Source organism: Streptomyces sp. NPDC088817 (assembly GCF_044750345.1).
In the GTDB taxonomy this organism is placed as follows: Bacteria; Actinomycetota; Actinomycetes; order Streptomycetales; family Streptomycetaceae; genus Streptomyces.
On record NZ_JBIVJN010000018.1, the window covers coordinates 186,252 to 210,910 of the forward strand.

Here is a 24,659-nt window from a genome sequence, read left to right on the forward strand (position 1 = left end):
CGGGGGCCCGTGGCGTTGGTCTGCTGCGGCAGATCGGAGGTCGGACGGTGCACGGTGAGTACAAGGTGCCCGGCGGGAAGCTCGTCGTCGTGGACGTCGAGGTCGAGGACGGCGCGCTGCGGCACGTACGCGTGGCGGGTGACTTCTTCCTGGAGCCGGACGGGGCGCTGGACGCGGTGAACCGCGCGCTGGAGGGCGCCCCCGCGGACACGGACGCGGCCGGTCTGGCCGCCCGGATCGACACGGGGCTGCCCGAGAGCACCGTGATGTACGGGCTGACGTCCGAGGGCGTCGGGATCGCGGTGCGCCGCGCGCTGGCGCACGCCACGGACTGGACGGACTACGACTGGCAGCTCGTCCACGACGGCCCGCAGTCCCCCGCCCTGCACATGGCCCTGGACGAGGTGCTGACCGCGGAGGTCGCGGCGGGCCGGCGTCCGCCGACCCTGCGCGTGTGGGAGTGGGCGGCGCCCGCGGTGATCATCGGCAGTTTCCAGTCGCTGCGCAACGAGGTGGACCCCGAGGGGGCGGCGCGGCACGGCGTCGAGGTGGTGCGCCGGATCTCCGGCGGCGGCGCGATGTTCGTCGAGCCGGGCAACACGATCACGTACTCCCTGTCGGTGCCGGAGGCGCTGGTGCAGGGGCTGTCCTTCCAGGACAGCTACGCCTATCTGGACGACTGGGTGCTCGGCGCCCTCGGCGACATGGGCATCAAGGCCTGGTACCAGCCGCTGAACGACATCGCCACCGACCAGGGCAAGATCGCGGGCGCCGCGCAGAAGCGGGTGGTGGGACCGGGCGGCGGGCCCGGAGCGGTGCTGCACCACGTGACCATGTCGTACGACATCGACGCCGACAAGATGGTCGAGGTGCTGCGGATCGGGCGGGAGAAGCTGTCCGACAAGGGCATCGGGAGCGCGAAGAAGCGGGTGGACCCGCTGCGCCGGCAGACCGGGCTTCCCCGTGAGGCGGTCATCGCGCGGATGGTGGAGTCCTTCCGCGCCCGGTACGGGCTGACCGTCGGCGAGGCGACCGACGAGGAGCTGGCCCGGGCGCGGGAGCTGGCGCGCACGAAGTTCGGTTCGGAGCAGTGGACGGCGCGGGTGCCGTAGCCGCCGCGCACGCTTTCACCAGCCCCGACTCCGCTGCGAGGGTGGGGAGTTGAACGGCATCCGGCCACAGCGGCACCGGCGCATAACCGGCAAACGGCACGTCGGGAACAAGTGGCCGTGACCATCCGGCCACGGAGCGGAGTACCGCTTTCGTCACGCGGGGACTCGTGTGACACTGAGGTCCCGTCCGCGGTGTGGAATCGCTCCGCGTCCGTCCCCCACACGAGAAGTGCGCCGTGCGTGAACTTCCTCTCCCTCTCGCGCTCACCGCGCGTCTGAGTCCGGTCGTCGTACTCGCCTGCGCGGGCTGGGCGTTGACGTCCGGCCCGTTCGCCGCGTCCCCGGCCGCCGCCGACTCCAAGACCACGCAGCAGGAGGAGCGCGGCACCGACGGCCAGCCGTCCTCCGAGCCGTCCGCGCCGTCGTCGACCGCGGTGACCAAGACGTACGCCGCCGCTCCGGTGCCGTGCACCAGCATCACCGAGAAGACGATCACGGCGCTGGTGCCGGGGGCCAGGACGACGGGCAAGGAGATCCCGTCGACGGACACCAAGGTGCGCCGGACCTGCTCGTGGAACGCGCTCAAGGGCTACGACTACCGCTGGCTCGACGTGTCCTTCGAGATCATGGCGACGGACGAGGCGGCGCTGAAGTCGTACGAGCAGCGGACCACCGACAAGAGCGGCGGCGGGGCCGTGCCCGGTCTCGGGGACAGCGCCTACTCCGTGGTGAATCTGACCACCGAGGACAAGCAGGAGACCCGCGAGGGCGTGGTGCTGGCCCGCTCCGCCAACGCGATCGTGGTCGTCACGTACAACGGCAGCGACTTCGAGTCGAAGAAGGCGCCCAGCACGGACGAGATCAACAAGGGCGCCATCAAGGCCGCCAAGGAGGCGATGGCCGCCCTGGAGAAGGGCCGTACGGGCTGACCCTCCTCCAGAGCGGCCGGCCGCGCGTCAGGCCGTGACGCGCGTCAGGTGGAGGTCCGCTGTCGGGTGCGCGCTGCCATCAGCAGCAGGTAAAGGACCAGCGAGGTGCCCAGGCCCACCGCCCAGCCGTAGTCGGCGAGGGACTTCAGGGCCGGGATGGGACGGCCGTCGATCAGCGGGTGGAAGTCCGCGCCGCCGACAGCCAGCACGCCGCCCACCACGAAGGCCACGACCGCCCGCCAGTTCCAGCCGCCCTCGTACCAGTAGCGTCCGCCCGGGCGGTACAGGTCGGCCAGGTCCAGCCGGGAGCGCCTGAGGACCCAGTAGTCGGCGATGAGGATGCCGGCCACCGTGCCGAGCAGACCGCCGACCAGGCCGAGCCAGGTGAAGATGTAGCCCTGCGGGTCGGCGTACAGCTTCCACGGGCACATCACGACGGCGAGCACCGCGGTGACGAGCGCGCCGGTGCGGAAACTGACCTTGCGCGGGGCGACGTTGGAGAAGTCGAAGGCCGGGGAGACCATGTTGGCCGCGATGTTGACCGACAGGGTCGCCACCAGCACGGTGACCAGCGCGTAGACCAGGCCCACCACGTTGTCGGTCTTCGCCGCCAACTGCACCGGGTCCCACACCGGTTGGCCGTACACGGCCTGGGAGCCGGAGGTGACCAGCACGGACAGGAACGCGAACAGGGTCATGGTCGTGGGCAGTCCGAGCGCCTGGCCCCGGGTCTGCGCCTTCTGGCTCCTGCCGTACCGGGTGAAGTCCGGGATGTTCAGTGACAGGGTGGACCAGAAGCCGATCATGCCCATCAGGGAGGGCGCGAACAGCTTCCAGAAGTCCGCTCCCCAGCCCAGTTTCGACGGCTGGTCGAAGAGCGGGCCGAGTCCGCCGGCCTTGCTGCTCATCCACCACAGCATCACGAAGGCGCCGACGAGCACGAAGGGCGCCGCCCAGTTCTCGAACCGGCGGATGGTCTCCATGCCCCGGTAGATGACGGCGACCTGGATCGCCCAGAAGATGGCGAACGACAGCCACATCGTCCAGGCGTGGCCGCCCACCTTCGCGGCGTCCGTCCAGCCGCTCCCGATCAGTTTCCCGGCGAGGAAGTAGATCGCCTCGCCGCCGATCCAGGTCTGGATGCCGAACCAGCCGCACGCCACCAACGCCCGTACGACGGCGGGCAGGTTGGCGCCGCGCACGCCGAAGGAGGCGCGGGCGAAGACCGGGAAGGGAATACCGTACTTGGGTCCGGCGTGCCCGGTGAGCAGCATGGGGACGAGCACGATCAGGTTGGCCAGGGCGATGGTGAACACCGCCTGCTTCCAGTCCATGCCGACGGCGATCAGGCCGGAGGCCAGGGTCCAGGAGGCGGTGTTGTGGGCCATGCCGACCCACAGCGCGGAGAAGTTGTACGTGGTCCAGGTGCGCTGGGCGACCGGGACGGGCAGCAGGTCGGCGTTGGCGTAGGGACCGCTGGGCGGCGGGGTGCCGGGGGCGATCTCCACGCGCCCGTCGGGGAGGGTGACCTGCGCGGACGGCGGTATGGCCGGAGGAGCGGTGTCGGTCATGGGCAGCCCAATCGAGGAGACGGGTCGAAACGGGGCGGTGCGGGCGCCCGGCCCCTCCCCGGGGAGGTGGGGAGGGGGGACAGAGGGGGGATGGGAACAGCGCTCGGGGACTCAGGAGTTGACGGCCGGGATGATCTGCTGCCCGTACGCGTCGATCACGGCTTCCTGCGCGTCGTGCATGTCGTACACGGCGAACTGGTCCACGCCCAGCTCGCGCAGCGCGTTCAGCTTCTCGATGTGCTTCTCGACCGGTCCGACCACGCAGAACCGGTCGACGATCTCGTCGGGCACGAACTGCGTGTCCGGGTTGCCGCTGCGCCCGTGGTGGGCGTAGTCGTAGCCCTGGCGGGCCTTGATGTAGTCGGTGAGCTCGTCGGGCACGGCGGCGGAGTGCTCGCCGTAGCGGGCGACCAGGTCGGCCACGTGGTTGCCGACCATGCCGCCGAACCACCGGCACTGGTCGCGGGCGTGGGCGAGCGCCTCGGGCGAGTCGTCGGCGGTGACGTAGGCGGGCGCGGCGACACAGATCCTCACCGCGGACGGGTCGCGTCCGGCGGCGGCCGCCGCGTCCTTGACGGCCTTCACCATGTACTCCGTCAGGTACAGGTCGGCGAGCTGGAGGATGAAGCCGTCGGCCTCCTCTCCGGTCATCTTCAGTGCCTTGGGCCCGTACGCGGCCATCCAGACGGGCAGTCGGGCGCCGGGCCCGACCCAAGGAAACCTGATCACCGTGCCGCCGAGGTCGGCCTCCTCTCCCCTGCCCAGCGCCCGGATGACCTTCATCGCCTCGCTGATCCGGGCCAGGGTGTTGGGCTTGCGGCCGGCCACCCGCATGGCGGAATCGCCGCGGCCGATGCCGCAGACCGTGCGGTTGCCGAACATGTCGTTGAGGGTGGCGAAGGTGGAGGCGGTGACCTCCCAGGTGCGGGTGCCGGGGTTGGTGACCATGGGACCGACGGTCAGCTTCTCGGTGTTCGCGAGGATCTGGCTGTAGATCACGAACGGCTCCTGCCAGAGCACGGCGGAGTCGAAGGTCCAGCCGTAGCGGAAGCCGTTGCGCTCGGCGCGCTGCATCAGGTCGACCACGCGTGAGGCCGGCGGGTCGGTCTGGAGGACGAGTCCGAAGTCCATGGGCGGCACTCCTAGTCGAGGTACTGGCAGGTGGAGCGCGGGGTGTAGACGCCGTGCCCGGCGCGCCCGGTGTACTCCCGCTCGGTGATGACGGGTTCGCCGCGGGAGAGCACGGTCTCCACCCGGCCGGTGATCCGCCTGCCCTCGTACGCCGAGTAGTCGACGTTCATGTGGTGGGTCTCGGCGGACATGACCTGCTCGGCGTGCGGGTCGTAGACGACCACGTCGGCGTCGGCGCCCGGCGCGATGGTGCCCTTCTTCGGGTACATGCCGAACATGCGGGCCGGGGTGGCGCACGCGATCTCGATCCAGCGGCGGCGCGAGATGTGCCCGTCGACGACGGCCTGGTGGAGCAGGTCCATCCGGTTCTCGACGCCCGGCATTCCGTTGGGGATTTTGGAGAAGTCGCCGCGGCCGAGTTCCTTCTGGCCGGTGAAGCAGAAGGGGCAGTGGTCGGTGGAGACCACCTGGAGGTCGTTGGTGCGCAGGCCCTTCCACAGGGCCGCCTGGTGCTCCCTGGGGCGCAGGGGCGTGGAGCACACGTACTTGGCGCCCTCGAAGCCGGGCTCGGCGAGGTTGTCGGTGGACAGGAACAGGTACTGCGGGCAGGTCTCGCCGAAGACGGGCAGTCCCTGGTCGCGTGCCCTGGCCAGTTCGGCGACCGCCTCCCGCGCCGAGACGTGCACGACGTACAGCGGCGCGCCCGCGACCTGGGCGAGCCGGATGGCGCGGTGGGTGGCCTCGGCCTCCAGCAGGGCCTTGCGGACCTCTCCGTGATGGCGCGGGTCGGTCTCGCCGCGGGCCAGGGCCTGTTCGACCAGGACGTCGATGGCGATGCCGTTCTCGGCGTGCATCATGATCAGCCCGCCGTTGTCGGCGGCCCGCTGCATGGCGCGCAGGATCTGCCCGTCGTCGCTGTAGAAGACCCCTGGGTAGGCCATGAACTGCTTGAAGGAGGTCACGCCCTCCTCCACCAGCAGGTCCATCTCCTTGAGCGTCTCCTGGTTCACATCGGAGACGATCATGTGGAAGCCGTAGTCGATCGCGCAGTTGCCCTCGGCCTTGGCGTGCCAGGCGTCCAGGCCCTCGCGCAGGCCGGAGCCGACGGTCTGGATGGCGAAGTCCACGATCGTGGTCGTGCCGCCCCAGGCGGCGGCCCGGGTGCCGGTCTCGAAGGTGTCCGCAGCGTAGGTGCCACCGAACGGCATCTCCATGTGGGTGTGGCCGTCCACGCCGCCCGGGATCACGTACTTGCCGGTGGCGTCGATGGTCCGCTCGGCGGTGAACGCCCCGGCGGCCGGGGTGCCGGAGGCGGCGAGGGCGGCGATGCGGCCGTCCTCGATCAGGACGTCGGCGTGGATCTCGTCGGCGGCGGTGATGACGAGGCCGCCGCGGATGACGGTGCGGCTCATGCTCCCTCTCCTTCCGGTCGGGTGTGCACGGTGGGGCGCGGGTCCCCGGTCAGGGCGCGGTCAGCGGCTCGTACGTGCCCGGGGCGCGGTCGCGGTAGAACTGCCAGCGGTCGCGGACCTCGCGCAGCTTGGCCAGGTCGAGGTCGCGCACGACGAGTTCGGTGTCCTTGTCGCTCGCCGGTTCGCCGACGAACTGCGCCTCCGGGTCCACGAAGTAGGAGGTGCCGTAGAAGTCGTTGTCGCCGTACTCCTCGACGCCTACCCGGTTGATCGCGCCGACGAAGTACTCGTTGGCGACGGCCGCCGCCGGCTGCTCCAGCTGCCACAGGTAGCCGGACAGGCCGCGCGAGGTGGCCGACGGGTTGAAGACGATCTCGGCGCCGGCCAGTCCGAGGGCCCGCCAGCCCTCCGGGAAGTGCCGGTCGTAGCAGATGTAGACGCCGATCCGGCCCGCCTTGGTGTCGAAGATCGGCCAGCCGCTGTTGCCGGGGCGGAAGTAGAACTTCTCCCAGAATCCCCTGACCTGCGGGATGTGGGTCTTGCGGTACTTGCCGAGGTAGGAGCCGTCCGCGTCGATCACGGCGGCGGTGTTGTAGAGGACGCCGGGCTGCTCCTCCTCGTACATCGGCAGGACCAGGACGAGGCCGAGTTCCTGTGCGAGCGCCTGGAAGCGCCGCACGATCGGGCCCTCGGGGATCTGCTCGGCGTACTCGTAGAAGGCGGGGTCCTGGACCTGGCAGAAGTACGGTCCGTAGAACAGTTCCTGGAAGCAGAGCACCTGGGCGCCCTGTGCGGCCGCGTCGCGGGCCGCCTGCTCGTGGACCTGGATCATCGATTCCTTCTCGCCGGTCCACGCGGTCTGGAAGAGGGCGGCGCGGATCACCTTGCTCATCGGGACCTCCACTCGCTGGATGTGCGGGGAGCGTAGAAAGCCGGCGGCTCCGCTTTGAGGTGCACCGTGTCACGTCTGCGGGGGCGGGGCGTGCCACCGTGTCACTCCGGGTCCGTCCCATGTCTCACCGCCGTTCTCCCGGCCGTGCGGCCGGCTCACTCCTGCTGGGCGTCGTGCGCGAGGAGCGCGATGTGCACCGAGGCGGCCTGTTCGAAGTCGTCGAGGTCCACCCCGAGGCACGCCTGTATGGACTCCAGGCGGCGGTAGAGCGCGGGCCGGGAGACGTGGTGGAGCTGGGCGGTGCGGGACTTGTTGCGGCCGGTGGCGAGGTAGGTGCGCAGCACGGACAGCAGGTCGTCGTCGGCGCGGCACAGCAGTCCGTCCAGCTCGCGCTCGGCGAAGGACTGCACGTGCGGGTCGTCGCGCAGCAGCCGGACCAGTCCCCGCAGGTGGACGTCCTTGAGGCGTACGACGGCCGGGAGGTCCAGGGCGTCGGCGGAGTCGGCGACGGCCTGGGCGACGTGCCGGGCCTCGCGCAGCCCGGCGGGCACGTCGTCCCATACGGTGCGGGCGTCCGCGGCGGCGACGACCGTGCGGTGCGTGCCGGATCCGTCGCGCAGCCGGGCCGCGAAGTGCCCGGTGAGGGCGTCGGCGTCCTGGTCGCGGGCGAGGCTGAGCAGCACGGCGGTGGCGCCCTCGGCGACCTCGGCGACCAGCCCGGGAAGGCCGAGCAGGCGCAGCAGCCGGTCGAGCGCGGCCACCTCGCCGTCCGGTACGACCAGGGGGACGAAGGTGCGCCGGTTGACCGGCAGTCCGGCGGCGCGCGCCCGGGGCAGCAGTTGCCGGGCCGGTACGGCTCCGCCGACGAGGTCGGTGAGCAGGCCCTGCGCGGACTGCTCCTCCCAGGAGCAGCCGGCGTTGCCGCCGAGCATGCGGTGCAGGACGAGGGCCTCGGCGGCGCGGTCGGCCAGCAGCCGTCCGGTGGCGTTGTCGCCGCGGTGGCCGCACAGCACGACGCGTCCCCAGCGCTCGCCGCGCCCGCCCAGTTCGGCGCGGATCCAGCCGTCGCCCTGGCCCGCGCCGGCCTGCCGGGAGATGCGCTCCCAGTCCCGCAGTACGTCGTCGACCGCCGGCCGCTCCCCCGCCGTGGCCAGGACGCGGTGGGCGAGGTTGGTGACGACGACGGGGCAGGCGGTGTGCTGGGCGATCTCGTCGAGCAGTGCCTGGAGCGGGGCGCCCGCGGTGATCAGCGCGGTGAGGGCGGTGCGTACGGCCTCCGACAGGCTGACGGAGGCGAACTTGCGCCGTACCAGCCGGGACTGGACCTCCTCGGTCAGTTCGGCGAAGGGGAAGGGACGGTGCAGGACGACCAGGGGGAGCTGGCACCGCTCGGCGGCCCGGCGCATCACGTCCGGCGGGGTGGGGAAGGCCCGGCCCAGGCCCAGGACGACGGCCGCGGCCTCCGCGCGGTGCAGGGAGCGGATGTACTCGGCCTGTTTCTCCTCGTCGCCGGCGAGCAGCACACCGGTGGTGAGGACCATCTCGCCGCCGCTGAGCATCACGCCGACGTCGGCGGCCTCGGCGACGTGCACCCAGCGCACGGGCCGGTCGAGGTGGCCGGCGCCGGCCACCACCTCGGGCTCCCCCGCGAGCACCCGCTCCATGGTGAGGACCTGGCGCACCGACAGGGCGGGTTCCTGTGGGTTCCAGGTGGTCGGGGGTGTTTCCGAGGCGGTGGTCATGGCGACGTTCCCCTCTTTGTGCGGTTCGGTCCACCTCCGATGGCGCTCAGTACGCGGCGCGCAGTGCGCCCTCCAGGATCGCGGCGCCCTCCTCGGCCTCCGCGACGGTCAGGGACAGCGGCGGGGCGATGCGCAGAGCGCTGGTGCTGTGTCCGCCGCCCTTGCCGATGAGCAGGCCGCCCTGCCGGGCCGCCTCCAGCACGGCGGTGGCCGCCTGCGGGTCGGCCTCGTCCGTGCCCGGCCGGGTCAGCTCGATGCCGATCATCAGTCCGCGTCCGCGGACCTCCCGTACGCCGGGCAGTTGGGCGGCGACGGCCCGCAGCCGCTCGATGAGGAGTCCGCCGACCCGCCGGGCGTTGCCCTGGAGGTCGTGTTCCAGCAGGTAGTTGAGGTTGGCGAGGCCGGCGGCCATGGTGAGCTGGGTGCCGCCGAAGGTGGAGATGCTGTTGGCGTCGAGGCAGTTCATGATCTCGGCGCGGGCGACGACCCCGCCGATGGAGCTGCCGTTGCCGATGCCCTTGGCGAAGGTGACGATGTCGGGCGGTCCGCTGCGTGCGTGTGCCTGCCAGCCCCAGAAGTGGTCGCCGGTGCGGCCCCAGCCGGTCTGCACCTCGTCGGAGATCCACAGGATGCCGTGCTCCTGGAGCACGTCCCGGAAGGCGGCGTACAGGCCGTCGGGCGGGGAGGTGAAACCGCCGACGCCCTGGACGGGTTCGGCGATCAGCGCGGCGGGCGGGCGGGTGTGGCCGAGGAGGTCCCTGAGGTCCTCGACGCAGGCGGCGGTGAACTCGGCGTCGCTCAGGTGGGCGAAGGGGCCTCGGGTGCGTACACCGCCGTGGACGTAGAGCGTCTGGAGCGGGGACAGGGAGGTCGGGGACCAGCCGCGGTTGCCGGTGATGCCGACGGCGCTGAAGGAGCGGCCGTGGTAGCTGTTGCGCATGGCCAGGATCGTGTTGCTGCGCCGGTGGGTGGTGGCGAGCAGCAGGGCGGTGTCGTTGGCCTCGGTGCCGGAGGTGGTGAAGAACACCCGGGCGTCCGGGATGCCGCTCAACTGGGCTACGCGCTCGGCCAGTTCGACCATCGGGCGGTTGAGGTAGAGCGTGGAGGAGTGGATGATCCGGCCGGCCTGCTCGGTCACCGCCTTGGTGACCTCGGGCAGCGCGTGGGCGGTCATGGTGGTGAGGATTCCGCCGAAGAAGTCGAGGTAGCGGCGGCCGTCGGCGTCCCAGACGTGCCGGCCCTCGCCGTGGGTGATCTCGATCGGGTCCTCGTAGTAGAGCGCCAGCCAGTCGGGCGCGACGGCGCGGTGACGGTCGTACAGGTCGCTCACGGCTGCACCAGCCCTTCGTAGGCGTCGGGGCGGCGGTCGCGGTAGAAGGCCCACTGCTGCCGCACCTCTTCGATGAGGTCGAAGTCCAGGTCGCGGACGAGGAGTTCCTCCTTCGCATCGTCGGCGACGTCTCCGACGAACCGTCCGCGGGGGTCGACGAAGTAACTCGTTCCGTAGAAGTCGTTGTCGCCGTACTCCTCCCGGCCGACGCGGTTGATCGCGACGACGAAATACTCGTTGGCGACGGCGGCGGCCGGCTGTTCCAGCTGCCAGAGGTAGGCGGACAGGCCGCGGTGGGTGGCGGAGGGGTTGTAGACGAGCTGGGCGCCGTTCAGACCGAGCTGCCGCCAGCCCTCCGGGAAGTGGCGGTCGTAGCAGATGTAGACGCCGACCCGGCCGACGGCGGTGTCGAAGACGGGCCAGCCGAGGTTGCCGGGTTTGAAGTAGTACTTCTCCCAGAAGCCCTTGACCTGCGGGATGTGGTGCTTGCGGTACTTGCCGAGGTAGCTGCCGTCGGCGTCGATCACGGCGGCGGTGTTGTAGTAGAAGCCGGACTGCTCGACCTCGAACACCGGGACGACGATCACCATGCCGGTCTCGCGGGCGAGTTCCCGCATGCGCCGGACCGTGGGCCCGTCGGGCACCGGCTCGGCCCAGCGGTAGTGCTCGGGCTCCTGGACCTGGCAGAAGTACGGCGCGTTGAAGACTTCCTGGAACCCGATGATCCGGGCCCCCTGACGGGCCGCCTCGCGGGCGTGCTCCTCGTGTTTGGCGACCATGGACTCGGTGTCGCCGGTCCAGGTGGCCTGGACCAGGGCCGCACGGACGACGTTGGCCATGAGCTGCTCCTTCGACGTACGTCAGAGCCTCTACGCCCGTAGAACAGGCCTAGAGGCTCGAACGTAAGCCTCTTCTCCTGGCTTGCCAAGACCATTGTCGTCAACCCGCGAAGTCGATCGTGTTTCGCACTCCGGTGGGTGATCGCGCGGGAGCCGGTGCTCTAGGGACGTCACGGCGAGGCCGGGACCGGGGCGCTCACCCCGGCCGGCAGCTCGCGGGGCGCGGGGGCGGCCTGGAGCCCGGGAAGCAGCAGCAGCCACAGGGCGGTCAGGCGGTCCTCGATCAGCAGACGGTCGTCGAGGACGTCGGAGAGCGTGTGGAGGCCGAAGAAGGCGGCGACCAGGGTGGGAGCGTCCCGGCCGGGTTCCGTCCCGGGGGCCAGAGCGCCTTCGTCGCGGGCGGCGACGAGCATGCGTTCGACGGTGGCGATCCAGTCCACGAACGGCGGGGGCATCTCCACGTCGATGGACCGCCGCTCCGCCCACAGCCGCGCTCCGGCGCGTACGACGACGTCGTCACGGAACGCCCGCGCGACCGAGAAGCTCAGCCGCACCAGCCTCTCCAGGGCGGGTTCGGCCACCGACTCGTGCCGGGCGACCAGGGCCGGCCAGGCGGCGAAATGGGCTTCGACGACGGCGAGGGCGAGCTGTTCCTTGTTGGTGTAGTGGAAGTAGATGGCCCCGCTGGTGCGGCCGGACCGTGTACTGATGTCGGCGATACTGGTCCCCGCGTAACCCCGTTCGAAGAACAGGTGAGCTGCTGCCTGCAATACGGCTCTGCGGGTTTCCTCCGCCCGTTCCTGCACGCGTCTCCCTCGTCCGTAGGTGCGTGGCGGGGAGGAATCTATCGGCCTTTGCGGTACCGCCGGGAGAGCCCAACATGCGAAACTCTTAATAGTCTTATTAGCATTTTTCCATGGACTCCGGATCACGCACACGGGATTCCCGCACACCGTCGACCGGATCCGGCGGCCCCACCGCCCTTTCCCCCCTCCCCTCCCTCGGCCGGTCCCGCACGGTCGAACGCGAACTGGTCCACCGGACCTCCGTGGCCGAGGTGTTGCTGACCGACGTCCGCCCGCACGGTCCGCTCTCCTACTGCGCCGCCGCCGCGTGGCCGCGCTCGCACCCCACGTTCCCCCGCGGGCGCGACGACCGGCACAGCCCCTGGATGATCGTCGAAACCCTGCGCCAGCTCGGCATCTACATCCCGCTGCGCCACCTCGGCGTACCCCCCACGGCCCGCTTCCTGATCGACGACCTGTCCTACGCCCTGGACGTGGACGCGGAACCGGCGGCACCCCACGGGGCCAGCGAGGTCACCTGCCTGGCGCAGGTGGGCGGCCTGCGCACCGACCGTGACGGGGGCGCGCCGACCGGGCTGCGCATGCGGGTCGACTTCCTGGCCGGACGGCGGCCGTTCGCCCGCGCGGCGGGCGGAGCCCGGTTCCTCGGAGCCGAGCGCTACGCCCGGCTCCGGACCGGCGCCGGCGCGTCCGTGCCGCCCGCGGCCTGGCCGCGGCCCGAACCCGCCCTGCTGGGGCTGGCGTCGGAGGCGGACGCCGTCGTGGCCCTGGCCGGCGGGGAGCTGCTGGTGTGCCCCGCCGATCCGCGTCACCCGTTCCTGTTCGACCACGGGACGGACCATGTGCCCGGAACGGCCCTGCTCGAGGCGGCGCGGCAGGCGATCGCCCTGCGCAGCGGAGGGCGGCTGGTGCGGCCCGTCGCCTGCCGGATGTCGGCGCTGCGGTTCACCGAACACGCTCCGCCCGCCGTCATTCACTGCTCCGCCCAGGGCCGTACCGGCGCGTTCCTTTTCCGGCAGGGCGGCATCACGACGGCCGAGGGCGTATTTCGATACCCGTGAGGTGTCACCCACACGTGCGTATTGCGGCGATGAATATCCGCGACCGGTCAAGTGGAGCGTAACGTTCATTATGTTTCCGGTTCCGGATTGATTCCCGGAAACCACGCAGTGCGGTGCGTGTGCCCACCTCACTCCTCAACCATCCCTGTCCGCCTGCGAGTTCACGCCGTTTCGAAACGCGTGACGCACGACAGGCGCCGACATCCACGACCGGCGGACCGTGCCGCTCTCCGGCAGATCCGTCCCGCGCCAGAACGGCAAGAGCACATGGCCACACATCACATGTTCGACCTCGACTGGACCCCCGCGGCCGTCGTCTTCGACTGCGACGGCACACTGGTGGACTCCGAACAGCACTGGCAGCAGGCCCGGATCAGCGTCCTGCGGGACTTCGGCTGCGAACCGGGCCCGGACTTCACGGAGCGCGCGAAGGGGCTCCACTACACCGAGTGCGGCGCCCTCATGGCACGCGTCGCCGGGAAGCCGGAAGCCGCCGGGGAGATGACCGAGCGGCTGCTGACGACCTTCCGCACCCTCGTCGCGCGCGAGCCGGTGGCCGCGCGCGGAGCCAAGGGGCTGGTGACGATCCTGAGCCGGGTCGCGCCGCTGGCCGTGGCCAGCAACTGCCCCGCGGACGTGGTGGAGTTCTCCCTGGAGGCGGTGGGCTTACGGCACCACTTCCAGCACATCGTCGTACCCGACGAGAAGGTACTCCCCAAGCCGCACCCCGGCACCTACACGGAGGCCGTGCGCCGCCTGGGCGTGGACGACGGCGACGTCCTGGCCGTGGAGGACTCGGTCAACGGGCTGAGGGCCGCGGTGGGCGCCGGCCTGAAGGTGGTCGGGGTGGGACCGCGACCGGGCCCCGAGGCCGCCGCGCTCGCCGACCTGTGGGTGGGCGCGCTGGACAACGCGGGCCTGATGGGATGGGCGGCCAGCCGCCCCAGGACCGTCCGGCGCACCACCGGCACGGTGCCGACCCACCGCCCGTCGGTTCCGCCCCCGGGCAGCCCCTCCAGGACCGACACGCCGTCCACCCCCTGAGACCCGTACCGCCCGCGGTGCTCCACCCACGCCGACAGCCACCGCGGGCGGTACGGACGCCTGCACATTCCCACCGGGCGCGGGCGGACGCCCACACGCCCGCCCGGCCCGGGCGGCGCAACGCCTCACGCCGCGCCCGGCGTAGGCGCCCCGGTGGCTCACGCCCCGCCATCACCAGGCGTACCGGGGGCCGCACAACCGTAGCCACCGCGAACAGACCGGACGCCACACCCCGCCGGGCGCGGGCGCTCGGACGCGTCACCGCTTGGCGGGCGTGGGCCGGCCGGAGGCACGACACCCGCGCCACCGGGGCGATCCGGACATCTCACCCCCGTGAGTACCCCACACGTCCGCCCACCGCAGGTGGGGGGCGGCTTACGCTGCGGTCAGTGTGCTTTGTTCGGCCAGGGTTTCCATGGAGAGGCCCAGCACTCGGGCCAGGGCGGCGACGGTGAAGAAGGCCGGCGTCGGGGCTCGGCCCGTCTCGATCTTGCGCAGCGTTTCGGCCGAGATACCCGCGCTCGCCGCGACCTGCGCCATGCTGCGGTCGCCGCGCGCCGCGCGCAGCAGACGGCCGAGCCGCTCGCCGCGCTCGCGCTCCTCGGGGGTCAGGGGTGTGCGCACCATACGGGCATCCTATCGCGATTCAAATACCGGTATAGTAATTGGCATGGTGGATCTGAAGACCGACGCGTCGATCGACGCGATGTACGAGGCCGGCCAGGTCGTGGCACGGGCCCTGACCGCCGCGAGCAAGGCCGCCGGCGTGGGAGTGTCCCTGCTGGAGCTGGACGAGGTGGCCCACGACGTCCTGCGGGAGGCGGGCGCGACCTCGCCGTTCCTCGGCTACCGGCCGTCCTTCGCCCCGACCCCGTTCCCCGCGGTGCTCTGCGCCTCGGTGAACGACGCGATCGTGCACGGCATCCCCACGAAGTACCGGCTGCGCGACGGCGACCTCCTCTCCCTGGACTTCGGCGCGCAGCTCGGCGGCTGGGTCGGCGACTCGGCGGTCAGCCTCGTCGTCGGCCGGCCGCGCCCCGCGGACCTGCGGCTGATCGAGACCGCCGAGCGCGCGCTCGCCGCGGGCATCGAGGCAGCCGTGTTCGGCAACCGCATCGGCGACATCGCCCACGCCATCGGCTCGGTGTGCCGCGCGGCGGGCTACGGCATCCCGGACGGGTTCGGCGGCCACGGCATCGGCCGCCACATGCACGAGGACCCCGGCGTCCCGAACGAGGGCCGTCCGGGCCGGGGCATGCGCCTGCGGCACGGCATGGTCCTCGCCATCGAGCCCATGCTGATCGCCGGCGGCACGGACGACTACCACGCGGCCCCGGACGGCTGGACCCTGTGCACGAACGACGGCAGCCGCGCGGCCCACGCGGAACACACGGTGGCGATCACGGAATCGGGCCCGCGCGTCCTCACGGAGCGGTGAGCCACCTGCCCGGGGGCGCGGGGCCGGGTCGATGTGCGGCTCCGCCGCGTGGGCGCTCCGAACATGCCCCACGAACCGGACCATGCCATCGTGGCATGAAACGCCCCCCACCCGGTTACCCGGCGGGAGCCACTGTCAGCGAGGGAACGGACAGCGATGACCAGCGGCTTCAACGGCCCGGAGGGCGACCGCGACCGCGACCCCTTCGGTGAACTCTTCGCCCGCTTCTTCGGCGGACCGCGCTCCGGCCCCCGGCACGTAGACATCGGCCGGCTGCTGAGCCAGCCCGCCCGGGAGCTGGTGCGGGGCGCGGCGCTGTACGCCGCTGAGCACGGCAGCCGGGATCTGGACACCGAGCACCTGCTGCGGGCCGCGCTCTCCACCGAGCCCACCCGCAGTCTGCTCAGCCGGTCCGGTGCGGACCCCGACTCGCTCGCGACCCAGATCGACGAGCGGGCGGGCCCCGTACAGCACCCGCCGGGCGAGGTCCCGCCGCCGACCTCCCTCTCGCTCACCCCTGCCGTCAAGCGGGCCTTCCTCGACGCGCACGACATGGCGCGGGCCAGCGGCGCCGGTTACATCGGCCCGGAGCACGTGCTCAGCGCGCTCGCCGCGAACCCCGACTCGGCGGCCGGGCACATCCTGAACGCGGCCCGGTTCGCCTCCTCCGGTCTGCCGCCCGAGACCCCGGAGGCCGCCGCGCCACCCGGGGCGGAACGGCAGCGGTCCTCCTCGACACCGACCCTGGACAGGTACGGGAGCGATCTGACCGAGCTGGCCCGGCAGGGGCGCATCGACCCGGTGATCGGGCGGGAGCAGGAGATCGAGCAGACCATCGAGGTGCTCTCCCGGCGGGGCAAGAACAACCCGGTGCTCATCGGCGACGCGGGGGTCGGCAAGACCGCCATCGTGGAGGGTCTGGCGCAGCGGATCGCCGACGGGGACGTGCCCGACATCCTGATCGGCCGCCGTGTGGTGGCCCTGGACCTGACGGGCGTCGTCGCGGGCACCCGGTACCGGGGCGACTTCGAGGAGCGGCTGAACAACATCGTCACCGAGATCCGCGCCAACTCCGAGCGGCTGATCGTCTTCATCGACGAGCTGCACACCGTCGTCGGCGCCGGTGCGGGCGGCGAGGGCGGCGCGATGGACGCGGGCAACATCCTCAAGCCGGCGCTCTCCCGAGGCGAGCTGCACATCGTCGGCGCGACGACGCTGGAGGAGTTCCGGCGGATCGAGAAGGACGCGGCGCTGGCCCGCCGGTTCCAGCCGATCCTGGTGCCCGAGCCGTCCACCGCGGACGCGCTGGAGATCCTGCGCGGGCTGCGCGACCGTTACGAGGCCCACCACCAGGTGCGCTACACCGACGAGGCGCTGGCGGCCGCCGTGGACCTGTCCGACCGCCATCTGACGGAGCGCCGTCTGCCCGACAAGGCGATCGACCTGATCGACCAGGCCGGCGCCCGGGTGAAGCTGCGGGCGCGCACCAAGGGCACCGACGTACGGGCCATGGAGCGCGAGGTCGAGCAGCTCGCCCTGGACAAGGACCAGGCGGTCGCGGACGAACAGTACGAGCGGGCGACGGAGTTGCGCGACCGGATCACCGAGCTGAAGCAGCGGATCGGCGAGGCCACCGGTGACGGCGAGGCCGACGAGGGCCAGCATCTGGAGGTCACCGCGGAGGCCATCGCCGAGGTCGTGTCGCGGCAGACCGGCATCCCCGTCAGCAGCCTCACCCAGGAGGAGAAGGAGCGCCTGCTCGGTCTGGAGCTGCACCTGCACCAGCGGGTCGTCGGCCAGGACGAGGCCGTGAGCGCGGTCTCGGAGGCGGTGCTGCGCTCGCGCGCCGGACTGGCCAGCCCCGACCGGCCGATCGGCAGCTTCCTCTTCCTCGGCCCGACCGGTGTCGGCAAGACCGAGCTGGCCCGCGCGCTGGCCGAGGTCCTGTTCTCCAGCGAGGACCACATGGTCCGCCTGGACATGAGCGAGTACCAGGAGCGGCACACCGTCAGCCGGCTGGTGGGCGCCCCGCCCGGGTACGTCGGTCACGAGGAGGCCGGCCAGCTCACCGAGGTGGTGCGCCGGCATCCGTACTCGCTGCTGCTGCTGGACGAGGTGGAGAAGGCGCACCCGGACGTCTTCAACATCCTGCTCCAGGTGCTCGACGACGGGCGGCTCACCGACTCCCAGGGCCGTACGGTGGACTTCACGCACACCGTCATCGTGATGACCAGCAACCTGGGTTCGGAGGCGGTCACTCGGCGCGGGGGCGGCATCGGGTTCGGCGCGGGCGGCGCGGAGGCCGACGAGGAGGCGCGGCGCGAGCAGATCCTCAGGCCGCTGCGCGAGCACTTCCGGCCCGAGTTCCTCAACCGGATCGACGAGATCGTCGTCTTCCGTCAGCTCACCGCCGACCAGTTGCGGCAGATCACCGACCTGCTGCTGGAGAAGACCCGCCGGCTGCTGCACGCGCAGGACGTCACGGTGGAGTTCACCGAGGCGGCCGTGGACTGGCTGGCCCGGCGCGGTCACCAGCCCGAGTACGGCGCCCGTCCGCTGCGCCGCACCATCCAGCGCGAGGTGGAGAACCAGCTCTCCCGGCTGCTGCTGGCCGGGCGGGTCCGCGAGGGCGGACGCGTCGTGGTGGACGCGAAGGACGACCGGCTCACGTTCGACGCCCAGAACAAGGGCAAGGAGGAGCCGGCGCCTCCCCCGTCTTCACCACCCTCACCGTCATCACCGCCCTCGTCGGCGGAGTGAGCGCGGGAACGGCCGGGGCCCGCCGTCCCTCTCGGGAGGCGGGCCCCGGCCGTGTGACCGTTCAGGGTGACGGAGTCACCACCATCGCCGAGCCTCCGCCCCGGCGCACCTTCTCCGCGGCGGCCAGCCACCTGCCGTCGGGCAGACTCTGGATGCCCGTGGCGGCGCCGATCTCGGGGTTGAGTTTGAAGGAGTGGCCGATCGCCTCCAACTGCTTCCTCAACACGCTGTCGTAGAGGGCGGGTTCCAGTTCGGTCTGGGCGGCGTTGCGCTGGCTGGCACGCGGTGCGGCGATCGCGTCGACCAGGGACAGATGCCGGTCGAGGAACCCGGTCAGGGTCTGCAGCACGGTGGTGATGATGGTCGCCCCGCCCGGTGAACCGAGCGCCACCACCGGCCGGTTGAGCCGGTCGAGCACGATCGTCGGCGAGATGGACGAGCGGGGCCGCTTGCCGGGGCCAGGCAGGTTCGGGTCGTGCACGGCCGGATTGGCCGGGGCGAAGGAGAAGTCCGTCAGCTCGTTGTTGAGCAGGAAGCCCCGGCCGGGCACGGTGATGCCGCTGCCGCCGGTCTGCTCGATGGTGAGGGTGTAGGCGACGACGTTGCCCCACCGGTCGGCGACCGTCAGGTGGGTGGTGTTCTCGCCCTCGTACGTCGTCGGCGCGGCCGTGCCGCCGCGGGAGCAGGCCGCGGGGTGGCGCGGGTCGCCGGGTGCGACCGGGCTGGTGAGGACCGCGTCGTCCTTGATCAGGCAGGCGCGGGAGTCGGCGAACTTCTGCGACAGCAGTTCCTTCGTGGGCACGTCCTCGAAGGCGGGGTCGCCGACCCAGCGCCCACGGTCGGCGAAGGCGATACGGCTCGCCTCGATGAAGTGGTGCAGGTACTGGGACTCGCTCGCCGTGGCGAGGTCCGTGCGCTGAAGGATGTTGAGCGCCTCGCCGACGGTCGTGCCGCCGGAGGAGGAGGGCGCGATGGAGAACACCCGCAGACCGCGGTACGAGGTCCGGGTGGGCGCCTGGATCTTGGCGCGGTAGGCGGCGAGGTCCTTGGCGGACAGCTTGCCCGGACGGGCGTTCCAGCCCGACTTCGGGTCCACGGGCGGGCGGTTGACGGTCCTGACGATGTCCTTCCCGATGTCGCCCTGGTAGATCGCGCCGACGCCCTTGGCTGCCAACTGCTGGTAGGTGCGGGCGAGGTCGGGGTTCTTCAGGGTCGAGCCGACCGCAGGCGGCTGCCCGCCGGGCAGGAACAGCCTGGCGGTGTCGGGGAAGTAGCGGAAGCGGGCCTCGTTGGCGGCGGTCTGCGAGCGGAAGGTCTCGTCGACGGTGAATCCGTCGCGGGCCAGCTTCTCGGCCGGCTTCAGGACCGCGCCCAGGCGCTTGGTGCCCCACTGGTCCAGCGCCGTCTGCCAGGTGGCGGGCGTGCCCGGGGTGCCGACGCTCAGACCGCTGCTGACGGCGTCGTCGAACGAGAGCGGCTTGCCGTTCTCCACGAAGAGGCCGGCGTCGGCGCTCAGCGGGGCGGTCTCGCGGCCGTCGATGGTGTGCACCGTGCGGGAACGGGCGTCGTAGTAGACGAAGTAGCCGCCTCCGCCGAGGCCGGCGGAGTAGGGCTCGGTGACGCCGAGGGCGGCGGCGGTGGCGACGGCCGCGTCGACGGCGTTGCCGCCCTGTCTGAGCACCTCGATACCGGCGGCGGAGGCGTCCGCGTCGACGCTGGCCACGGCGCCGCCGTAGCCGGCCGCCACGGGGACCTTCTGGACCGGTCTCGGCTTCGCCTTCTGCGGGGCGGTGGGTGGGGCCGCGGCGCCCACCGACACCACGGCGGCCGAGACCGCCAGGACCGCCAGTTTCCGTGCGACAGGGCGACGCATCCGCACCTCCACGTTCGTTGTGGTTCGGTTGCCTGACCGTTCGCGCAGCCTAATTCATTGCCATGCTCTCGTCAGGGTGGCAGGGCCAGTCGAGTGTCGAACAAAGGTGCGCCGGACCGGCTACCATGCGCGGCCATGAACGACGACGTGCGCAACATCGTCCTGGGCGTGGCCGCGACGGCGGTCAGCGCCGCGTTCGGCTGGCTGGCCCGCACCTATCTGTGGCGGCGCAAGCTGCGCCGCAAGCAGGCCTTCCTCGGGCTGCCCGACCACGCCGAGTCGCTGCTGGTGGTCAACCGCGACCCGGCGACGGCGGAACTCGCGGTGCACCGGTTCGACGTCTTCGCCCTGCTCGAACTCGCCGCCCTGATCAAGAGCTGCGGGGCGAACGCCCAGATGGTCACCCAGGACACGGTCCATCAGGGATTCGGCGAGCGCACGGAATTCTGTGTGGGCGGTCCGGGGTCGAATCGGCGGATGGTCGCGCACATGGCGGCCATGCTGCCGGGCGTGCGGGTGAACACCGACCGGAAGCCCGGCCGCGACCGGTGCGCCTTCCAGATCGGCACCGAGCACTACCGCATGGACCCGGGCGTCACGGAGTACGTCCTGCTTGCCCGTCTCACCGCGGGCGAGCGCAGCGGCACCCGGCCGGTGTTCCTGTTCTGCGGCCAGCGCGCGATCGACAACCAGGCCGGCACCCGCTACCTGGCTCGCAACCACGAGCGCCTGTCCCGCAAGTACGGCAGCGGCTCCTTCGTACTGCTGCTGAAGGTGGTCAACTCCGAGGCCTACGGCCCGGACGTGGTCGAACTCGTCGCGGACGTGACCCGCGCGGCGCGGACCCCGCTGCCGGAGCCGGAGGCCGAGCCGTCAACAAGTGTTACCAGCACGTAATTTGCGGGGTGTGCCCGGAGGGCGCCGTTTGGCGTGGATCCGGGGTCGCGTGGCGAGGGGCGCTGTGCCCTGGAGGCTGGGGGCTGGGGGGGGCTGGGCGCTGGGCGAGCACAACCCGTCCGGCGCGCAGCTGACCTTCTCCTCGTCGGCGGACGGTCCGTCATGTCGGTCCGTCCCGCCGCGCGAGCAGTGATCTCCGGCTGCCGCCGGCCGGGTATGGCTCTCTGTGACCTGCTGCCCCCTACGATCGAGGGGCCGCCGTGGGGGTGCCTCACCCTGCAGCAGCGTCCCCGTCCAGGTGGCGGTGGGCCGAGGCGCCATCATCACTAGGACGAGCGGAACATCGTAGTCGAGGTCGGGCCCGCCGGTCCCGGCGGTGTGCGGAAACGCGCTCGGGCGGCCCCGCCGACCCGCTCGTCCGGGCGCTCAGACCTCCGCGATCTCGGCGTAGAGCTGGGAGAGTTCGGGTGCGCCGGCGTCGGCCCAGTCGTGCCCGGCGGTCACCACGTCGATCTCGCGTCCGGAGGCCAGCCGGACGACCGGGCGGCCGCCGGGGCCGATCTCCCAGCCGGCGCCGGGGACGGTCCGTACGACGACCGTGCCCAGGTACAGACCGACGTCGTTGCCGAGCCAGGTCAGGGTCTCCTCGTCGTCGCGCCAGCGCGGCAGCAACTGGTCCAACGCCTCCAGGGAGGCGGCCGAGTCGTCGAGCCGCAGGCCCGTGCCGGACACCTGGGAGCGCAACAGCTCGCACTCGGAGAGAAGTTGGGCGAGGCCCGCCCGGCTCTCGGATCCCGCGGTTCCCTCGGAGAACACCACGGCACCGAAGGACGAGTCCCGCCTTTTGCGCCACCTGTCCAGGAAAGGGATGTCCATGGCCCCAGGGTGACATCCGCACCCCCGGCCGCACCACAGGCGCGCGGACCGTACGGGGGCCGGGGCCTCACTGGACGTCGAGGTCCACCACCACGGGGGCGTGGTCGGACGCGCCCTTGCCCTTGCGCTCCTCGCGGTCGACGTAGGCGTCGGAGACGGCCTTCGCGAAGGGCTCGTTGCCGTACACCAGGTCGATGCGCATGCCGCGGTTCTTGGGGAAGCAGAGCTGGCGGTAGTCCCAGTACGTGAACGGCTGGTCGTACTTCAGCGGGCGGGGGACGACGTCCGAGAGGCCGACCTCGCGCAGGGCGGTCAGGGCGGCGCGCTCGGCCGGGGTGACGTGGGTGGAGCCCTCGAAGGCAGCGCGGTCGTAGACGTCGTCGTCCGTCGGCGCGACGTTGTAGTCGCCGAGGACGGCGAAGGGGCGGCTGCCGCCCGCGTCGCCGGCGACGGCCGCCCTGAGGGCCTCGAACCACTGGATCTTGTAGGCGTAGTGCGGGTGGTCCACCTCGCGGCCGTTGGGCACGTAGACCGACCAGACGCGGATCGGGCCGCAGGTCGCCGAGATGGCCCGGGGCTCCTCCACGCCCTCGTAGCCGGGGTCGCCGGGCAGGCCGCGGACCACGTCGTCGAGGCCGACGCGGGAGAGCACCGCCACACCGTTCCACCGGCCGGTGGCGTGGACCGCCGCCTCGTAGCCCAGCTCGCGGAGCTGGTCGAACGGGAACTGATCCTCGGCGACCTTGGCCTCCTGGAGGCACAGCACATCCGTGCCGCTGCTCTCCAGCCAGGCCAGCAGCCTGGGCAGTCGGGCGGTGATCGAGTTCACGTTCCAGGTCGCGATACGCATGCCTCACAACCTACCGGTCACCACGGACAACACCCTCGGCCCGGGGCAGGGGGCCGGGGGTCGAAGGCTCGGCTCAAAGCTCTGCCGTGGCTCCCGGTGTCAGGCGTAGGTGTTCTGCGCCACCCAGGGTGCCGATCTGGTGGTCGTAGAGCGGGCGGGCCAGGTCGGTGAGGAGGGCGTCGTGGATGTCGTAGGTGCGCTGGGGGGCGACCTCGCGGACGTAGTCGATCACTTCGGAGATCTTGTTCCAGGGCGCCATCACCGGCAGCATCAGCGTCTCGACCGGGGCCTCGGGCACGGTGAGCGCGTCGCCGGGGTGGAAGACGCGGCCGCCGTCGACGAGGTAGCCGACGTTGGTGACGCGCGGGATGTCCGGGTGGATCACCGCGTGCAGCTCACCGTGGACCTGCACGTCGAAGCCCGCGGCGGTGAAGGTGTCGCCGTGGCCGACGGTGTGGACACGGCCCGGGAACGCGGCGGCGATCTGATCCGCGACGGACTTCAGGGTCCAGATCTCGGCGCCGGGACGGGCGTCCAGGGCGGCGCGCACACGGCCCTCGTCGAAATGGTCGGGGTGCTCATGGGTGACCAGGATCGCGTCGGCGCCGGACGCGGCGTCCCGCTCGCTGAAAACACCGGGGTCGATGACGAGCGTCCGCCCGGCCTTCTCCAGGCGTACGCAGGCGTGCGACAACTTCGTGAGTCTCATACACCCAGCGTGGACCACCCGTGCGCCGGGCGCGCGGGCGGTCCAGGGATCCCAGGGGGCGCGCGGCGCACGGTCGCCGGATCACGCCTTGAGGCGTCACTCCGTGAGCGTGGTCTCCTCGCGTATGACCTGCTGGGCGACCCGGAAGGCGGCGCCCGCGGCGGGGATCCCGCAGTACACCGCGGTCTGCAGCAGCACCTCCTTGATCTCGTCCGGGGTCAGACCGGTGCGCAGCGCGGCCCGGGTGTGGGCGGCGACCTCCTGGAGCTGGCCGCCCGCGACCAGGGCCGTGAGGGCGACGCAGCTTCGGGTGCGCCGGTCGAGGCCGGGCCGGTCCCAGATCTCGCCCCAGGCGTAGCGGGTCAGGAACTCCTGGAAGTCGCCGGAGAAGTCCTCCGCCTCGGCGAGCGCCCCGTCCACGTACGCGTCGCCCAGCACCTCGCGGCGGATCTTCAGACCGGTGTCGTACCGGTCCGGCCCCTCAGCCGCCACGGCCGGTACGGGCGCCGGGGCGATCTCGGCGATGGGCGCGGACTGCGGGGGCGCGGCGAGCACCGGCTTGGCCGGGGAGCCGACGACCGCGATGTGTCCGGTGGTCGATTCGAAACCGGGGTGCCAGGCGCTGGAGAAGTGCCGCACCAGCAGATCGGTCACGGCGACGGGCTGCTCCACCGGCACCAGGTGGGAGGCGCCGGGCACGACGGCCAGGCGGGCGTCGCGTATGCCGGCGACCAGGGTGCGTGCCTCGGCGGGGCCGGTGACCTGGTCGTCGGAGCCGACCAGGACCAGCGTGGGAACGCCGACGCGGCCGAGGTCGGCGCGGGCGTCGAACACGGCCAGGGCCTCGCAGGCGGCGATGTAGCAGCCGGGGTCGGTGGTGCGCACCATCTGCACGGCCCACTCGGTGATCGCGGGCTGCGCGGCGGCGAACCCGGTGGTGAACCACCGTTCCGGGGAGGTGCGGGCGATGGGGTCGAGCCCGTTCGTCCGGACGATCACCCCGCGCTGCCGGAACTCGTCGGCGGTGCCGAACCGCGGCGAGGTGGCGATCAGCGCGAGGGAGGCGAGGCGCTCCGGGTGGCGCAGCGCCAGTTCGACGCCGATCGCGCCGCCGAGCGCGCACCCGGCGTAGCCGAAACGCTGCACCCCTAGACCGTCCAGGGTGGCCAGCAGGCGGGTCACCAGGTCGGAGACCGAGTCGGCGGGGTGCGCGGGCGCTCCCCCGTGTCCCGGCAGATCGAACCGGAACACACGCCACTGCTTCGTCAGCTCCGGGACCTGCCGGTCCCACATGTGCCATGTGGTGCCCAGTGAGGGACCCAGGATCAGGACAGGGGCCTCTTCCGGCCCGTCAAAGCGGTATTGCAGGGTGTTCGGTGGTGTCTCA

Annotated in this window: 21 protein-coding genes; 7 read left to right on the top strand and 14 right to left on the bottom strand. The window is 71.8% G+C overall.

Annotated elements, in window-relative coordinates; all coding sequences use genetic code 11:
* Positions 1-47 precede the first annotated feature (47 nt).
* Positions 48-1,112: a biotin/lipoate A/B protein ligase family protein gene (locus ACIP4X_RS29180; protein ID WP_358730004.1), complete on the top strand. Its 1,065-nt coding sequence runs from the start codon at positions 48-50 to the stop codon at positions 1,110-1,112.
* A gap of 236 nt (positions 1,113-1,348) precedes the next feature.
* Entirely contained in the window at positions 1,349-2,041 is a 693-nt protein-coding gene (locus ACIP4X_RS29185) for a hypothetical protein (protein ID WP_391455003.1), read from the top strand.
* A 44-nt stretch (positions 2,042-2,085) separates the two neighbouring features.
* Here the strand turns inward: ACIP4X_RS29185 and ACIP4X_RS29190 are convergent, their stop codons facing one another.
* The 8 genes from ACIP4X_RS29190 to ACIP4X_RS29225 all read right to left on the bottom strand — a co-directional run bounded on the left by ACIP4X_RS29190 (position 2,086) and on the right by ACIP4X_RS29225 (position 11,764).
* On the bottom strand, positions 2,086-3,612 hold the full coding sequence (locus ACIP4X_RS29190; RefSeq protein ID WP_358730002.1) for an NCS1 family nucleobase:cation symporter-1: 1,527 nt from the start codon (positions 3,610-3,612) through the stop codon (positions 2,086-2,088).
* 111 nt (positions 3,613-3,723) lie between these two features.
* The gene (locus ACIP4X_RS29195) at positions 3,724-4,743 is read right to left on the bottom strand and encodes a TIGR03842 family LLM class F420-dependent oxidoreductase (protein ID WP_358730001.1); all 1,020 of its coding nucleotides are present in this window, start codon (positions 4,741-4,743) and stop codon (positions 3,724-3,726) included.
* 11 nt (positions 4,744-4,754) lie between these two features.
* Complete coding sequence (hydA, locus tag ACIP4X_RS29200) at positions 4,755-6,155, bottom strand: dihydropyrimidinase (RefSeq protein WP_358730000.1); 1,401 nt, start codon at positions 6,153-6,155, stop codon at positions 4,755-4,757.
* Positions 6,156-6,204: 49 nt separating this feature from the next.
* Complete coding sequence (locus ACIP4X_RS29205) at positions 6,205-7,047, bottom strand: nitrilase-related carbon-nitrogen hydrolase (RefSeq protein ID WP_358729999.1); 843 nt, start codon at positions 7,045-7,047, stop codon at positions 6,205-6,207.
* Positions 7,048-7,202: 155 nt separating this feature from the next.
* On the bottom strand, positions 7,203-8,789 hold the full coding sequence (locus tag ACIP4X_RS29210; protein ID WP_391455004.1) for a PucR family transcriptional regulator ligand-binding domain-containing protein: 1,587 nt from the start codon (positions 8,787-8,789) through the stop codon (positions 7,203-7,205).
* A 46-nt stretch (positions 8,790-8,835) separates the two neighbouring features.
* Positions 8,836-10,119 carry an aspartate aminotransferase family protein gene (locus ACIP4X_RS29215; RefSeq protein ID WP_358729997.1) on the bottom strand — a complete coding sequence of 428 codons (1,284 nt, stop codon included), beginning with the start codon at positions 10,117-10,119 and terminating at the stop codon, positions 8,836-8,838.
* On the bottom strand, positions 10,116-10,958 hold the full coding sequence (locus ACIP4X_RS29220; protein WP_391455005.1) for a nitrilase-related carbon-nitrogen hydrolase: 843 nt from the start codon (positions 10,956-10,958) through the stop codon (positions 10,116-10,118). The genes ACIP4X_RS29215 and ACIP4X_RS29220 overlap by 4 nt, the downstream gene beginning before the upstream one ends.
* Before the next feature lie 170 nt (positions 10,959-11,128).
* On the bottom strand, positions 11,129-11,764 hold the full coding sequence (locus tag ACIP4X_RS29225) for a ScbR family autoregulator-binding transcription factor (protein WP_358729995.1): 636 nt from the start codon (positions 11,762-11,764) through the stop codon (positions 11,129-11,131).
* A gap of 110 nt (positions 11,765-11,874) precedes the next feature.
* Between ACIP4X_RS29225 and ACIP4X_RS29230 the strand changes: the two genes are divergently transcribed.
* Both ACIP4X_RS29230 and ACIP4X_RS29235 read left to right on the top strand, forming a co-directional pair.
* Entirely contained in the window at positions 11,875-12,825 is a 951-nt protein-coding gene (locus tag ACIP4X_RS29230; protein ID WP_391455006.1) for a ScbA/BarX family gamma-butyrolactone biosynthesis protein, read from the top strand.
* 267 nt (positions 12,826-13,092) lie between these two features.
* Positions 13,093-13,869, top strand: coding sequence for an HAD-IA family hydrolase (locus ACIP4X_RS29235; protein WP_391455007.1), 777 nt, complete (start codon positions 13,093-13,095; stop codon positions 13,867-13,869).
* Between the two features lie 375 nt (positions 13,870-14,244).
* Here ACIP4X_RS29235 and ACIP4X_RS29240 read toward each other — a convergent pair whose 3' ends face one another.
* Positions 14,245-14,496, bottom strand: a complete 252-nt coding sequence (locus tag ACIP4X_RS29240; RefSeq protein WP_391455008.1) for a helix-turn-helix domain-containing protein — start codon at positions 14,494-14,496, stop codon at positions 14,245-14,247.
* Between the two features lie 43 nt (positions 14,497-14,539).
* On the opposite strand from ACIP4X_RS29240, the gene map reads away from it, so the two are divergent.
* Together map and ACIP4X_RS29250 are read left to right on the top strand one after the other, a co-directional pair.
* Positions 14,540-15,307 (top strand): type I methionyl aminopeptidase, encoded by a 768-nt coding sequence (map, locus tag ACIP4X_RS29245; RefSeq protein ID WP_391455009.1) that lies wholly within the window; start codon positions 14,540-14,542, stop codon positions 15,305-15,307.
* Positions 15,308-15,463: 156 nt separating this feature from the next.
* On the top strand, positions 15,464-18,067 hold the full coding sequence (locus ACIP4X_RS29250) for an ATP-dependent Clp protease ATP-binding subunit (RefSeq protein ID WP_358729990.1): 2,604 nt from the start codon (positions 15,464-15,466) through the stop codon (positions 18,065-18,067).
* A 61-nt stretch (positions 18,068-18,128) separates the two neighbouring features.
* On the opposite strand, the gene ggt is transcribed toward ACIP4X_RS29250, so the two are convergent.
* Entirely contained in the window at positions 18,129-19,940 is a 1,812-nt protein-coding gene (gene ggt, locus ACIP4X_RS29255; protein ID WP_358729989.1) for a gamma-glutamyltransferase, read from the bottom strand.
* Between the two features lie 135 nt (positions 19,941-20,075).
* On the opposite strand from ggt, the gene ACIP4X_RS29260 reads away from it, so the two are divergent.
* Positions 20,076-20,837: a hypothetical protein gene (locus tag ACIP4X_RS29260; RefSeq protein ID WP_358729988.1), complete on the top strand. Its 762-nt coding sequence runs from the start codon at positions 20,076-20,078 to the stop codon at positions 20,835-20,837.
* Positions 20,838-21,263: 426 nt separating this feature from the next.
* On the opposite strand, the gene ACIP4X_RS29265 is transcribed toward ACIP4X_RS29260, so the two are convergent.
* From ACIP4X_RS29265 to ACIP4X_RS29280, 4 genes are all read right to left on the bottom strand, one after another.
* Entirely contained in the window at positions 21,264-21,713 is a 450-nt protein-coding gene (locus ACIP4X_RS29265; RefSeq protein ID WP_358729987.1) for a DUF6278 family protein, read from the bottom strand.
* Between the two features lie 67 nt (positions 21,714-21,780).
* Positions 21,781-22,563 carry an exodeoxyribonuclease III gene (locus ACIP4X_RS29270; protein ID WP_358729986.1) on the bottom strand — a complete coding sequence of 261 codons (783 nt, stop codon included), beginning with the start codon at positions 22,561-22,563 and terminating at the stop codon, positions 21,781-21,783.
* Positions 22,564-22,636: 73 nt separating this feature from the next.
* Complete coding sequence (locus tag ACIP4X_RS29275) at positions 22,637-23,272, bottom strand: MBL fold metallo-hydrolase (protein ID WP_358729985.1); 636 nt, start codon at positions 23,270-23,272, stop codon at positions 22,637-22,639.
* A 96-nt stretch (positions 23,273-23,368) separates the two neighbouring features.
* A partial coding sequence (locus ACIP4X_RS29280; protein WP_401351340.1) for an alpha/beta fold hydrolase occupies positions 23,369-24,659 on the bottom strand: 1,291 nt, incomplete at its 5' end.